This is a genomic window from Paenibacillus sp. J22FR83, from assembly GCF_059691955.1.
On the sequence record NZ_JCAUAM010000003.1, the window covers coordinates 311,569 to 326,408 of the forward strand.

Here is a 14,840-nt window from a genome sequence, read left to right on the forward strand (position 1 = left end):
GACAATCGCATACTACCCTCTTTTTGAACAAAAAGGGACCGAATGGAAGTTGACAACTTCCGTACGGTCCCTTTCTTTTGGTAAAGCGAGAAAGGAAAGGAGTCTGTGCAGTCATGGCGATGGTATACAAACAGCAGGAAAACGGCCTAGAAGCGACTCCGATTATCCTAGACGGAGAGCAATTGATACCAGAGTTAGTAGCAGCGGTTGTGTATGATTTCGTGCCGGTTGAACTAGATGAGCAGGCACTGAGGCGTGTGAGAGCCTGTCGCAAGAAGGTGGAAGAACTCGTTGCAACAGGGCAAGTCGTTTACGGAATCACGACAGGGTTCGGGAAATTCAGCGATGTCACGATTTCTCCGCAAGACGCTGTCCAGCTGCAGGTAAATCTGATCCGCAGCCATGCTTGCGCAGTGGGCAGACCGCTGCCGGAACCGACGGTTCGTGCACTGATGCTGCTGCGTGCAAATGCGCTGGCCAAGGGATATTCCGGCATCCGCCCAGAAACGCTGCAGCTGTTGATCGATTGCATGAACCGCGGCGTACACCCAGTTGTGCCGGAACAAGGTTCGCTTGGAGCAAGCGGGGACTTAGCTCCGTTGTCTCATTTGGCCTTAGTGCTGATGGGCGAGGGGGAGGCATTTTACCGCGGTGAACGCATGTCAGGAGAGAGAGCGCTTGCCAATGCCGGGCTGAAACCGATCAGCTTACAAGCCAAAGAGGGGCTTGCGCTTATCAACGGCACGCAGATCATGACATCCATTGGTACGCTGACGCTTATCAAAGCACAGAGACTTGCGAGGATCGCCGATGTGATCGCGTCCCTGACGGTTGAATGCCTGCGCGGCATTCCCGACGCTTTTGCCGATGAGATCCAAGAAGTGCGACCTTATCCTGAACAAATTGGTGTAGCGAAGAACTTATGCAACCTGTTACAAGGCAGCAAGTTGACCACACGTCAAGGCGAACTTCGCGTACAGGATGCTTATTCGCTGCGCTGTCTGCCACAAGTGCACGGTGCAACGCGTCAAGTTCTTACCTATGTCGAGGATAAAATCAAGATAGAAATGAATGCAGCGACGGACAATCCGTTGTTATTCCTGGATAAAGGACGCGTGATCTCCGGTGGCAATTTCCATGGGCAGCCGATCGCATTTGCTATGGATTTTCTGAAAATTGGCATGAGCGAGCTCGCTAACATTTCGGAACGTCGTACCGAACGGCTGGTTAATCCAGCGCTATCCGGGGGACTTCCAGCTTTTCTAAGCCATCATCCAGGGGTGAATTCTGGCATGATGATCACGCAATACGTAAGTGCTTCTATTGTTTCCGAAAATAAAGTGCTTGCCCATCCATCCAGCGTGGATTCGATTCCGTCTTCGGGAAACCTAGAGGACCATGTCTCGATGGGAACAACCGCCGCGCGTCATGCCGCACAGGTGATCGACAACGTGTCCAAGGTGCTGGCGATCGAGTTGATTTGTGCCGCAGAAGGTGCTGAATTTGTGGGGGCAGAGGGTCTTGCACCAGCGACTCGGGTTCTGTACGACAAGTTGCGGACGTTCGTTCCTCCCGTTATAGAGGACCGATCAATGTCTCGTGATATCGAAAACGTGGCGACGGCGCTGCTGGAAGGTGAGTGGCTGCAAGCGGTAGAGGCTGTAGCTGGAAAGCTATTCTGACGAAAAGAGTACATGAGAAGGAGATCGCTTATGATGAATTCGAATTCTCCCCAAAGAGTCATTCGTGCCCCGCGCGGCACAGAGTTGATCTGCAAAGGATGGGTGCAGGAAGCTGCTATGCGCATGCTGATGAACAATCTAGACCCGGAAGTCGCAGAGCGACCGGAAGATCTCGTCGTCTACGGCGGTATTGGCAAGGCGGCACGCAATTGGCCTTCCTTCGATGCCATCGTCCGCGAGTTGCAGCGGCTAGAAAGTAATGAAACACTGCTGATCCAATCCGGTAAGCCGGTCGGTGTTTTCAAAACGCATGAACGAGCACCGCGCGTACTGCTCTCTAACTCTGTTCTCGTCCCCAAGTGGGCGAATTGGGAACATTTTCGCGAGCTGGAGCAGAAGGGGTTGATGATGTACGGGCAAATGACCGCGGGCAGTTGGATTTACATCGGGACGCAAGGCATTCTGCAAGGTACGTATGAAACCTTTGCCGAAGCGGCACGCCAACATACGGGCGGTTCGCTCAAAGGTACCTTAATGTTGACCGCAGGCCTTGGCGGAATGGGCGGCGCTCAGCCGTTAGCCGTCACCATGAATGAGGGCGTCGTCATCGCAGTCGAAGTTGATCGTACGCGCATCGAGCGTCGTATCCTAACACGATACTGTGACGTATTAGCGGAAACACTGGATGAGGCATTGCTGCTTGCGGGCAGAGCGATGGAAGAGAACAGGCCGTTGGCCATCGGGCTATTAGGCAACGCAGCTGAGATTTACCCCGAATTCGTGCGTCGCGGTATTAAGCCGCATTTCGTTACTGACCAAACATCGGCGCATGACCCGCTGATCGGTTATATCCCAGTTGGCTTCTCATTGGAGGATGCTGCGCGACTTCGTGAGGATGATCCGGAGCACTATGTGAAGCTATCCAAAAGCAGCATGGCCACCCATGTGCAAGCGATGCTTGACTTGCAACAAATGGGTTCCGTTGTATTCGATTACGGCAACAATATTCGTCAAGTCGCCTTTGACCAAGGCGTTATAAACGCATTTGATATTCCTGGTTTCGTTCCAGCGTATATTCGGCCGCTTTTTTGCGAAGGTAAAGGTCCTTTCCGGTGGGTAGCATTATCTGGCGATCCAGAAGACATTCGTAAAACAGATGAACTCGCGATAAAGCTGTTCCCAGACAATGATCACCTGCGTCGCTGGATTACGATGGCGAGTGAGCGCGTAGCGTTTCAAGGTCTGCCAGCTCGAATTTGCTGGCTTGGCTATGGTGAACGGGAGAAATTCGGTCTGGTATTGAATGATATGGTGCGAAAGGGCGAGTTGAAAGCACCGATTGTGATTGGTCGCGATCATTTAGATTGCGGCTCCGTAGCGTCACCAAACCGGGAAACGGAAGCGATGAAAGACGGTTCCGATGCCGTTGGCGATTGGGCCATTCTGAATGCATTGATCAACACGTCAGCAGGTGCATCATGGGTTTCTATCCATCATGGCGGCGGAGTCGGGATGGGCTACTCCCTTCATGCAGGGATGGTGGTCGTTGCTGACGGGACCGATGCAGCGGAGGAACGTCTCCGCAGCGTATTGACCTCTGATCCCGGTATGGGAGTCATTCGCCACGTGGATGCTGGCTACGATGAAGCGATTGAGACAGCAGTGAATCATGGCATTCGTATTCCCATGCGTGAGCAGGGGCAGTGAAGGAGGAATGAGGAGATGAGTCGGATTGATTTGCTCGTCACGGGGATTGGCCGTTTGATTACTCCTCCTGGCAATGCACCGCGTTGCGGGCAGCAGATGAAGGAAGTCCATGAGATCCGGGATGCAGGGATAGCGATTCATGAAGGACGAATCGTCTTCGTAGGTACAGCGCAAGAAGTCATGAGCTTCCTTACCGACGTAGAAATTACAGCGACCATCAACGTTGGCGGACGTATGGTCACACCAGGTCTGGTTGATCCGCACACTCATCTTGTACACGGCGGTTCTCGGGAGCATGAGTTGGTGTTGAAGCGGTCTGGCGTCTCTTATTTGGACATTCTGGCACAAGGGGGTGGCATTCACAGTACGGTGCAAAGTACACGCGCAGCCAGTGAGCAGGATCTATTTATGAAAGCGTGGCGGAGTCTCAATGAGATGCTGTTGAACGGGGTCACGACGGTTGAGGCGAAAAGCGGCTACGGTCTCACCCTGGTAGACGAGTTGAAACAATTGCAAGTAGCGAAACGTTTACAGAATACCCATCCGCTCGATATTGTATCTACGTTTATGGGAGCACATGCCGTGCCGCTGGCGTATAAAGGGCGCACGGAGGCCTATGTGGATCTCCTCGTCAGAGAGATGATTCCCGCGGTGGCTGAAGCGGGTCTTGCGGAATTTTGCGACGTGTTTTGTGAACTGGGTGTTTTTACCATCGAACAATCACGCCGGATTCTGTTGAAAGGGTTGGAGTACGGTTTGCATCCCAAACTGCATGCAGATGAAATAGAACCACTAGGCGGAGCAGAGCTAGCGGGAGAAATCGGTGCGATATCCGCTGAACATTTGCTCGCTGCGACAGATCAAGGGCTCGCTGCCATGGCTGAACACGGCGTGATTCCAGTGCTTTTACCCGGTACATCCTTCAACCTAGGTTTGGCTACACATGCCCGTGCACGCGAGATGATTGATACGTACGAATTACCAGTGGCACTCGCAACGGACTATAATCCGGGATCCTGTCCGACGGAATCGATACAGATCATCATGATGCTGGCATCGCTAAACTTGAAAATGACGCCGGAGGAGATTCTGACTGCCTGCACCCTCAATGCGGCGAATGCGCTGGGAAGAGGAGGAGATATCGGGTCGATCGAAGTGGGGAAACGTGCCGATTTAACCATATTTGATGCGCCGAATCTCGCTTATTTGCCCTATCACTTCGGGATTAACCACACATATGGGGTTATTAAGAACGGTCATGTAATCGTATGGAATCGCACCCTTGTGACGGACGAAGCCGGAACGGAGGGGGGACGATGAGCCATGGGATTCCCTTTCTCAAACCGCCTGATCAAGCTGTGTTTAGAGATCATTTGGAAACCAAAGTTGCCCATTGGATTCGCCAATGGGACGGTGAAGAGCAACTGCTTGCTGGAATCATCGGCATCCCGCTGTCGAAGGCATCGATCTCGCATTCAGGTGCTTCGACGACACCAGCGGCTGTGCGTGCCGCGTTCAAGTCGTATACTACCTACTCGATGGAGTATGGCGTTGACCTGCAAGACTTAGCCGTCCGCGACCTCGGCGATATTCATATGCATGTAACGGATATCGCTGAATGTCATCGACGCATTGAAGCAAGTTTACGTGCGCTTTATAACGCTCAGCCGGATATCATTCCGATCATCTTCGGGGGTGATCACTCGACGAGCTGCCCCTCCATTCAAGCCTTCGTGAGTCGTCACCCTGGTCAACAAGTAGGTATCCTCCATTTTGATGCGCATCATGATGTCCGTAATTTTGAAGATGGTGGCGTCACGAACGGTACACCGTTCCGCGGAATTCTTGAATCTGGCGCCGTACAGGGCGATCATATTGTTCAGATTGGAATTCGAGGTTTCATGAATGCCAAGCCGTATCATGACTACGTGATAAGTAGAGGCGTACATGTATATACATCGCGTGATATACGACGAATGGGCATGGATGAGGTGCTCACGCAAGCACTCCAACTTGTTAAGGACACGGATGTGCTTTATGTGAGTTTCGACGTTGACGTGATCGATCAGGCCTATGCGCCAGGATGTCCAGCGATTGGCACTGGCGGGGTGAATCCATGGGATGCGCTGGATGCCCTCTATCGCCTAGGAACACTACCGCAGGTGCAAGGATTGGACTTCGTCTGTATCGATCCGACTGTCGATGTGCGTAATGTAACCTCGCGTCTAGCGGTACAGTTCATGCTTAGTTTCTTAGCAGGGGTGGCTGCGCGCTCCAAATAAAACGCCGCTGGTTCCATATTGTTGGAGCTGGCGGCGTTTGTTTGAGTGCGGAAGGAGCGCAGTGGTGTATGTTCAAGTCCAAATAAGGGTTTTCCATAACGCAATTTACTCCAGATAGGTGTTTTATGAAGTAATAACGTTTCGGATGCTGCTATCTGATAAAAAGAAGTAGAATTTGGCCTTTTAACCTGAAATAACGCTATGGCATAACGCTAATCTTCCAGTTTCTCTACTAGACAAGCAAATAAGATGATTCCATAACGCTATCTGATAAAAAGAAGTAGAATTTGGCCTTTTAACCTGAAATAACGCTATGGCATAACGCTAATCTTCCGGTTTCTCTACTAGACAAGCAAATAAGATGATTCCATAATGCTATCTCTGCAAATATGCTTCAACGAACTGCTTCAAGACACTGTAAAAGGTTGATTCCACAATACAACCATATATGTGTAAAAAAATTATACAATACTAGTCGAAGAAGAGTTAAGATGAAACTAAATGTATACCTTGCAAAATTGTATGCGCTTCCGAAATGGGCAGAGTAATTTTCTATTCGATTTCATCTCTATCTGTTATTCCAAAAAACGGGTCGTGGAGGAGAACAGCAATGATGAGTGGAGAAAGCAAGAAACAACACGTTCATACAGATATCCTGGTTGCCGGAGGCGGCATTTCAGGTGTTGTAACAGCCATTGCGGCTGCGAGGAACGGTGCTAAGGTAACGCTGTGTCAGGACCGCTCGGTTCTGGGAGGCAACGCCTCTTCGGAGATCCGTATGCATATTGTCGGGGCGGCACACTCTAAGCGAGGGACAGCATTAGAGACGGAAGCTAGAGAAGGCGGAATTCTGGAAGAAATTCTGTTGGAGTGCGCGGTTCGCAATCCACAGCGAAGTGCCTCGATGCTGGATCTCCTCTTATATGAGAAGTGCAGAGCGGAACCGAACTTAACGCTCATGCTGAATACGACCATCATCGGTGTACGAATGAATGGCAATCGGATTGAATCAGCTTGGGCAACGAGGGAAAGCACGGAGCATAGCTTTGAAATAGGTGCGAACATTTTCATAGATTGTACGGGAGACGGCCGTCTCGGCAAAGAAGCCGGAGCCCAATTCACGACAGGTCGAGAGTCTTCTGCCAAATATGGAGAGACATTTGCTGGTGCAGTGGCCGATACGTATCGGCTCGGTTCTTCGTTGTTATTTACGGCACGAAATATGGGGAAACCGATGGCATTCATTCCCCCGGTATGGGCGAAGTCCTATTCGGAGGAGGATTTGAAATACCGCAGTCATGCGTCATGGGAATACGGGTATTGGTGGGTAGAGTTCGGCGGAATGCTGGATACGATCTCCGATAATGAAGTGATTCGTGATGAACTTCTGGCCATTATGATGGGTGTGTGGGATCATATCAAAAATAGTGGCCATCATCCAGAATCAGAGAACTGGGCGTTGGATTGGTTCGGGTTCCTGCCTGGCAAGCGAGAATCTCGTCGATTCATTGGTCACCATGTGTTGACGCAAAGGGATTTGGAAACGTTGGTTCATTTTGAAGATGTCATCGCGTACGGAGGGTGGCCCATGGATACACATCCACCAGAGGGGATTGAGGCCAAAGAGATCGATCCCTGCCATCAACCACACACAAACCATGTATATGGCATTCCTTTAAGGTCGTTGGTCAGTGTTAATGTGGCTAATTTAATGTTTGTCGGACGGAATATATCTGCTACACATATTGCATTTTCAAGCACGAGAGTCATGGCAACCTGTGGTGTTATGGGGCAAGGTGCGGGAACATTCGCTGCATTGGCAATTGAAGCAGGTATTCCCCTTGAGTTGGCGTATAAGAACCAAGCATTAATTCGAGAGGCACAACAGCGGCTTATCAGCCAGGATGCGTTCTTACCCGGCATTCCAGCGAGCGATAACTTGGCTAGCCAAGCGAAAGTTCGAGCCTCATCCGAGCAACCGCTAGGCCAAGCATCGCAAGTAATAGATGGCTATACCCGTTCGATGCATGGCACAAACGGTGTAAGGCAGGACCTCGTTCTTCCTGGTTCCCACAGGTGGATGTCACAGCCTGATGACGAGTCACCTTGGATTGAGTTAGCATGGGAAACACCGATTTCTATTAACGAAATTACTATCGTACTTGATACAGGCATGCACCGAAGACTTACACTGACACACGAGGAGCAGTTGCATAAGAAAAATGAATGGGGACCGCAGCCAGAAACGTTAAAGGATTTCCGAGTCATTGCTTATGTTGCGAAACCAGATGGGGATGCTCGTCAAGTAATGTTGATTCAAGATAATTACCAAAGGCAAGTAACGCGACATGTAAGATTAAAGGATGTATGCAAGCTTCGCTTGGAAGTTATAAGCACGAATGGATTGGATCATGCTCGCGTATTTGAAATTAGATGTCAATGAAGCAGCTTAACCGTTGATGACATCAATTCGAGGAGGACGGCGTTATGGAAGTACGATTTGCAAATGCGGATATGCCAGGTTGTACAATTACGAATGTTCAAATGGTGACAGAAGGGAGTCTCAGATTAGCTGAAGATCGCATATTTACCGATTTACCAGCATTTTGCCGAGTTTCACTTCAACTGAAGCCTACTGCGGAATCCAACATTCGTGTGGAACTTTGGCTGCCCCTAGCATGGAATGGCAGATTCCTTGGCACGGGTAATGGAGGTGGTGCGGGCTCTATCAACTACACACCGCTTGCAATGGGAGTGCGGCGAGGATTTGCGACAGCGAATACGGATATGGGCACCTCGCCTAATGCTAATGAGGCTATAGGACATCCGGAACGATGGGTGGATTTCGGTTATCGTGCAACACACGAGATGACGATAGCGGCGAAAGCACTCATCCAATTGTATTACGAGCGGTCAGCTAGTTACGCTTATTTCATGGGCTGTTCAACAGGCGGTCAACAAGCGTTAATGGAAGCGCAGCGCTATCCGTCTGATTATCAAGGGATCATCGCTGGGGCACCGGCAAACAATCGCACTCACTTGCATACGGGATTCTTGTGGAATTTCAAAGTAACAAACCAAGGGAAAGGCGCGCATTTCACGAAGGAGCAAATTGCACGCATATCTCGCAAAGTAGTCGAGCATGGACGGATGACGGATGGCGGTGTTCACCAAGGTGATAACTTCTTTACGGACCCAAGGCTACTACAATTTGATCTGCAAACATTGGCTGTTTCACAGGGTGGTAATGATGGCGAAGGACTTACCGACGAACAGATATCCGCACTGAAGCTGATTTATGCCGGTCCAACGAATCCGAGAACAGGCGAGCGTATCTATACGCCACTACCCTATGGGAGTGAGGATTGCGGGGGTGGGTTAGATCTTCAACAAAATCCAGAAGTACTCCCCTCATCGCTGCTATATCCTTTTCATTGGGTGTTCGGGGCAGATTTTGATTATGCGACATTTGATTTTGATCGTGATTTGGATACGTTGAATGAACGATTAGCGCCAATTCTGAATGCGAATAATCCGGATGTTAGCGAAATGAAAGCTTTAGGTGGCAAAATACTGTTATACACCGGGACAGCGGATCCGCTTGTTCCCTATCAAGATGCGCTCCACTATTATGAGCGAGTGATTGAAGGTCAGGGCGGCCTTGATCAAACCCAGGATTTCTTCCGGTTATTCCTAGTGCCAGGAATGGGGCATTGCGGGGGTGGACCTGGATTGCATGAGATAGGGACCAGAGGCATTGATGGTTTACCAGGAAATAATGAACATGACATTTTATCTGCTATGGTGGAACGGGTTGAGTATGGAAAGGCGCCAGATGAACTGATGGCAACTGCGTTTATCGATGGTTTTGCACCGAATGGGGTTAGCTTCCAAAGACCCATTTACCCCTATCCGAAGCTTCCCGTCTACATCTCAGGAGATCCTAATTTGCCAGCCAGTTATCAGGGTGTTGAACAACCTCGAGGTGGCGTTCTTATCCCAGGGGACAAATATTTAGTGTAAACGATTTTAATGATAGTTGTTTATATTTTCCAATTAGGAAAAGTAGAATTGTTATACTTTTTGAGATTTCTATTATAGTGTATGCGGCCCAAATTAGGTACCCTTGAGATACGTTATAGTTAGTATCTTCTAGGAGGAACGTATCTTGAATCAATTATTACATTTGCCAAGCACATTTTTTGTAGGTTGTAATTATTGGGCGTCACATGCAGGAACTGCGATGTGGTCCGATTGGAATCCCGAGCAGGTTGATCTCGATTTGCGCAGATTGTCGGAGGCGGGCATTGAGGTTATTCGCGTATTTCCCTTGTGGCCGGATTTCCAGCCGATTGAGAATATGTATACAGGTGAAGGCGGGCATTTCGGCTACAGGTTCGGTGAAGAAAGATTGCCAGATACAGAAGCGGGTAAAGCAGGTATGTCTGTAGAAATGATGGCACGCTTCCAAGCTTTTACGGACATCGCCAAGAAGTATGACATCAAGCTCATTGTCGGATTAATTACGGGGTGGATGAGTGGCCGTTTGTTCGTTCCTCCTGCACTGCGGGGCAAAGCGATTCTGACTGATCCCGATGCCATTCGCTGGCAAGTACGATTCGTTCAGTATTTCGTGAAACAGATGAAAGAGAATGACGCAATCATCGCGTGGGATCTCGGAAACGAGTGTAACGTAATGGGGAAAGTTGAATCCCAAGAAGAAGCTTACGTATGGACAGCTTCTATTGCGAATGCGATTAAAGCTAAGGATGCAACGCGCCCGCTCATTTCAGGCATGCATAGCCTGTTTCCCAAAGGGAATTGGACCATGCAGGATCAAGGCGAGCTCACCGATATTTTGACAACACACCCGTATCCGTTCTGGACCGCTTACATGGATTTCGATCCATTGACTTCAATGAGACCAACGATACATGCGACGATGGAAAGTCTATTATATGCACAAATTGGAGAAAAGCCTTGCTTCGCAGAGGAAATGGGAACGATGGGACCTATGGTTTGCAGTGAGGATGTAGCTGCCGCGTTTGCACGGACGAGCATGATCTCACAGTGGGCACACGGTCTTCCAGGCCTGTTATGGTGGTGTGCGAATGACCAAACGAAACTTAATCATGCACCGTACGATTGGGTTGCTTGTGAAGGCGAACTTGGTCTTATGACCGAGGAAGGGCGTGTAAAGCCTGCTCTTCAAGAAATGGGACGACTCAAGAAAGTCATTCAAGCTATGCCGTTTGAGAAACTGCCAGCACGTAAAGTCGAGGCTGTCTGTATTCTCAACAGTACACAGGATCATTGGGCTACAGCGATCGGTTCTTTTCTATTAGCGAAGCAAGCTGGCTTTGATATCGAATTCCGATTTGAGGATCAATCCTTGCCAGATGCGAACTTCTATATGCTGCCATGCGTGACCGGCGTTTTTGGTGTAGCGAAGCAGCGTTGGGAACAGCTGCTGGATAAAGTTCGTGACGGAGCCACCTTATATCTGTCCTCCAATGACGGATACATGCTGAACTTCGCTGAACTTACAGGTTTAACTGTACAGAATCGCCGTCGCCGAGCAAGTGATGCAGTTGCTTACCAACAAGCAGATCGTGGTAACATTCCACTTACGATACCAAGTGTGTTTAAGCTTGATTTCCGCAATGATCGTGGGGAAATATTAGCAGCAGAAGCGGATGGCAATCCCGTTCTGACGAAAGCCTCATATGGCAAAGGAACCGTGTACTTCTGTGCCCTGCCACTTGAGCTCGCGATGTCCCAACAGCCAGGTGTCAGCTACAATCCGGAGCAATTCCCTTACTGGAAAATGTATGAAACCATTTCCGAAGAGGCGCGGAACGCTCGTGTTCTACATGTAAATGAGCCTCACATCGGGATTACAGAACACCCTTCGGATCAGAACACAACGATTGCAGTTCTGATCAACTACTCGGAGGCAGATAGAGAAGTTTCGTTCGAGTTGAAGGCGGGTTGGCATGTTGAGGAGAGCTTCTATGGCCAGCATCCACAGGGTGTGAACGGGACTTTGAGGGTACACGTAGCTGCGAATGATGCTGTCATTGTGACTTTGAGAAAGAAATAATTCATCTAAACCAATATCCAGCACAAACAGCCTACCCGCTGTTCTATGACTGGATATTTTTTGGTATTAATTCGGTGCTAAACAAATTGCGGTTCAAGGTGTATAATGCATGCTAAGTAAGCATGGGAGGCGAATTTGTTTGTTCAGCTATATAAAAAGTTCCTTGCAGTGGAAACTCATTCTTATGATTTCTTGCATTGTCATCTTGGTTGTAATTACGATTGGCAGCTTTAGCTATGATAAAAGCGCAAGAGCGATTGAATCGGATGCACAGCGATTTAGCAATCAAATTTTGAAGCAGGCGACGTTGAATCTAACCCGGTATATTAACGATAATGAGCAATTTTTCCAAACGCTAGTTGTCAGTCAAGACTTTCAAGATTGGACACGCATTAACGCAGGGGATACTTATGGGAACTATAGCAAGCTGAAGGATATGGAAAATCGGATTATTAATCCCTACATTAGCTTTCATAAGGAAACGCTTTCGATCATGCTCTACAATGAGAACGGGAATCAGATTGTATATCGAAATGAAACACGAGATACGGTTCTAGATACAGCGTATTCTTTTGCTAACTCCGACATGAAAGATAAGATAACGGATACAGGCAGAATTCAATCATTTGTCAATCTTCGTGGTGATTATAAGAATAGCCTTGGTCAACTCATTCAACTGCCGATATTAACCTACGTACAAAAGTTGTATTATAGTGATCAACCGGTGTATCTGGCCGTAGATATTTCATTGATGCCGACGCAACAAATTCTGGATGAAATCGAGCTGGGACGCAATGGACAAGCTTTAATTACGACTGCCGAAGGCAACGTCATCTCTGCACCAGATTTACATATGATCAATACGAAATTGGCTCATCCCATGATGGAAGCTATGAAAAGCAAGCCATCAGGTTACATGTATAATCAGGATCGTACCCAGATGATTGTGTATCAATCGATTCCGAAAGTGGATTGGCGAGTTATCGTATTCGTCCCCTATGAGGACTTGGCACAACGCATTATTGAAATTCGCAATTGGACGGTAGCGATTGCTTCGCTTAGTCTGCTAGTTGCCATTGTGTTAGTGTACTTTGTCTCTCACTCCATCACGAAGCGAATTAAGCTGCTTCGCAGAACAATCAGTACGACGAAACTGGGGCGATTCGATATTCGCCCAGATGTGAAAGGGACGGACGAAGTTGCCGATTTAGCCGAGTCGTATAATCTGTTGCTGGATCGGATCGATGCTTCCATTCATTTGTTAGCCGAGTCCAAAATGGTTCAGCAGCAAGCCGTGTTATCAGCACTGCAATCGCAAATCAATTCGCATTTCTTATATAACGCATTAGAATCGATTAATGCGATGGCCAATCTGGCTGGGCATCAACAGATCAGGAAGTCAACGATCGCCCTATCGAATATGCTGCGCTATACATCGAATTACAAGGAATCCTTAGTTACCGTAGAGGAAGAAATTCGTCATATTCGCGATTACATTCAAATTATGGATAACCTATATCCGAACGAGTTGGCGTTTCAATTTGACATCGCTCCTGAGGTCGCACAAAGTGCTTGTCTAAAAGCATGTATTCAACCATTTGTTGAGAACTGTATTAAACATGGATATGAAATGACAGGCGAGAAGCTTCAAGTTCGCATTTCTGCTTATTTGTGGGAAAAGGATTATGTTCGTGTCGATATTGAAGATGATGGGTCTGGTATATCGTTAGGGAAGTTAAGCGAAATTCGTGAGGCGCTTAGTCAGGTAATACCTCAGCAGGAATTCCTGCAGCTGTTAAGAATCGGTATGTTAAATGTGCATTATCGTCTCAAAACTTTTTATCTGCATCATGCACATGCGGGAATTATGGTTGAACGCGTTTCCGCTCAAGGCGGCACACGGGTCAGTGTTATTTTTCCAAATCGGGTAAAGGAGTGAAGATGTGATGATACGCGTACTTCTTGTGGACGACTCTTCCTTGATTCGAGATAGTCTCTCTGTTTCTATTGATGCTTACCAGCAAACGACCGTCGTAGCAGGAACCGCCGCTAATGGGGTTAAGGCTTTGGAATGGCTGGAGGAACATTATGCTGATTTATGCATTACGGATATCCGGATGCCCATGATGGATGGGTTAACGTTAATTGGCGAAATTAATAAGCGCTTCCCTTGGATGCGATGTGTGGTTGTCTCGAGTTATGATGATTTTCAGTACGCCAAAATGAGTATTCAACTGCACGCCTTGGATTACATCATGAAGCCAGTTGACGAGGATCTTCTGTTCAGTGCCCTTGATCTGGCCAAGGAACGATTGGAAGAAGATCGTAACCGTGATGCAGCGCAATTGATGCTGAGAAAGCTTCCCCATCATAAGCAATGGGTAGATAAGTGGCTCGAACACATACGTACCTTGCATGTAGAGACACTGCCGCTACTCATTGTAGAAACGTTGGAATTACTGGAAGGTTGGGTTGAAGGCAATTTTAACTTACTGAATCCATTAAGCAATTTGTGGCTGCGAACGATTATTGAAGAGCTTTCATCCGAACGCTTCAAGTTGGAGCTTGACGAAGGGAATGATGTGGGATTAGGCGATACAACATTGTCCTTGCAAGCGGTTCGAAGCTACTATCGACTATGTGCGGTGAGAAGGCTGGAAGAAGGCTCTCATCTGCTAGTGGAAACGATGCGTGGAATTCGTGATCAACAATCGGTGAAAGTCATCGATAAAGTGAAACAATACATTGATCTCCACTTCGGTGAGCAAATTAATTTGCAGGAGCTTGCCGATCATGTTGCCATGAACAAAACGTACATGTGCACCTTATTTAAGCAAGAAACAGAAATGACCATAGGTACCTATACGGTATCCATTCGAATGCGGGAAGCGCGTAATATTCTGATGGAATCGTCGGAGAAAATCTATACGATTGCTAATCAGGTCGGTTATGAAGACGTCACTTACTTCTCTCAATTGTTTAAGAAGCACTACGGATTAAGCCCGCTCGATTATAAGAAGCGAATGAAATCTTAATACATAGGAAAAGGACTGTACCATGCGGCTT

The 14,840-nt window shown here is 48.1% G+C and carries 9 protein-coding genes; all 9 read left to right on the plus strand.

Annotated elements, in window-relative coordinates; all coding sequences use genetic code 11:
• Nucleotides 1-119 precede the first annotated feature (119 nt).
• The 9 genes from hutH to AC58PV_RS07205 all read left to right on the plus strand — a co-directional run bounded on the left by hutH (nt 120) and on the right by AC58PV_RS07205 (nt 14,809).
• Nucleotides 120-1,682 carry a histidine ammonia-lyase gene (hutH, locus tag AC58PV_RS07165; protein WP_497431813.1) on the plus strand — a complete coding sequence of 521 codons (1,563 nt, stop codon included), beginning with the start codon at nt 120-122 and terminating at the stop codon, nt 1,680-1,682.
• Between the two features lie 30 nt (nt 1,683-1,712).
• Nucleotides 1,713-3,389 (plus strand): urocanate hydratase, encoded by a 1,677-nt coding sequence (hutU, locus tag AC58PV_RS07170; RefSeq protein ID WP_497431582.1) that lies wholly within the window; start codon nt 1,713-1,715, stop codon nt 3,387-3,389.
• Between the two features lie 15 nt (nt 3,390-3,404).
• Nucleotides 3,405-4,709: an imidazolonepropionase gene (gene hutI / locus AC58PV_RS07175; RefSeq protein ID WP_497431583.1), complete on the plus strand. Its 1,305-nt coding sequence runs from the start codon at nt 3,405-3,407 to the stop codon at nt 4,707-4,709.
• A complete protein-coding gene (gene hutG / locus AC58PV_RS07180) occupies nt 4,706-5,671 on the plus strand; it encodes a formimidoylglutamase (RefSeq protein ID WP_497431584.1) in 966 nt (321 codons plus the stop codon). Before hutI ends, hutG begins: the two co-directional genes overlap by 4 nt.
• 610 nt (nt 5,672-6,281) lie before the next feature.
• The gene (locus tag AC58PV_RS07185; RefSeq protein WP_497431585.1) at nt 6,282-8,114 is read left to right on the plus strand and encodes an FAD-dependent oxidoreductase; all 1,833 of its coding nucleotides are present in this window, start codon (nt 6,282-6,284) and stop codon (nt 8,112-8,114) included.
• A 44-nt stretch (nt 8,115-8,158) separates the two neighbouring features.
• Nucleotides 8,159-9,694: a tannase/feruloyl esterase family alpha/beta hydrolase gene (locus AC58PV_RS07190; RefSeq protein ID WP_497431586.1), complete on the plus strand. Its 1,536-nt coding sequence runs from the start codon at nt 8,159-8,161 to the stop codon at nt 9,692-9,694.
• Between the two features lie 145 nt (nt 9,695-9,839).
• Nucleotides 9,840-11,774 (plus strand): glycoside hydrolase 5 family protein, encoded by a 1,935-nt coding sequence (locus AC58PV_RS07195; protein WP_497431587.1) that lies wholly within the window; start codon nt 9,840-9,842, stop codon nt 11,772-11,774.
• A gap of 139 nt (nt 11,775-11,913) precedes the next feature.
• Complete coding sequence (locus tag AC58PV_RS07200) at nt 11,914-13,713, plus strand: sensor histidine kinase (protein WP_497431588.1); 1,800 nt, start codon at nt 11,914-11,916, stop codon at nt 13,711-13,713.
• Nucleotides 13,714-13,720: 7 nt separating this feature from the next.
• Nucleotides 13,721-14,809, plus strand: a complete 1,089-nt coding sequence (locus AC58PV_RS07205) for a response regulator transcription factor (RefSeq protein ID WP_497431589.1) — start codon at nt 13,721-13,723, stop codon at nt 14,807-14,809.
• Nucleotides 14,810-14,840 lie beyond the last annotated feature (31 nt).

Coding starts and splice junctions, on each gene's coding strand:
- AC58PV_RS07205 (WP_497431589.1), top strand. CDS start 13,721: ATGATACGCGTACTTCTTGTGGACGACTCTTCCTTGATTCGAGATAGT.
- AC58PV_RS07185 (WP_497431585.1), top strand. CDS start 6,282: ATGATGAGTGGAGAAAGCAAGAAACAACACGTTCATACAGATATCCTG.
- hutU (WP_497431582.1), top strand. CDS start 1,713: ATGATGAATTCGAATTCTCCCCAAAGAGTCATTCGTGCCCCGCGCGGC.
- hutH (WP_497431813.1), top strand. CDS start 120: ATGGTATACAAACAGCAGGAAAACGGCCTAGAAGCGACTCCGATTATC.
- hutI (WP_497431583.1), top strand. CDS start 3,405: ATGAGTCGGATTGATTTGCTCGTCACGGGGATTGGCCGTTTGATTACT.
- hutG (WP_497431584.1), top strand. CDS start 4,706: ATGAGCCATGGGATTCCCTTTCTCAAACCGCCTGATCAAGCTGTGTTT.
- AC58PV_RS07190 (WP_497431586.1), top strand. CDS start 8,159: ATGGAAGTACGATTTGCAAATGCGGATATGCCAGGTTGTACAATTACG.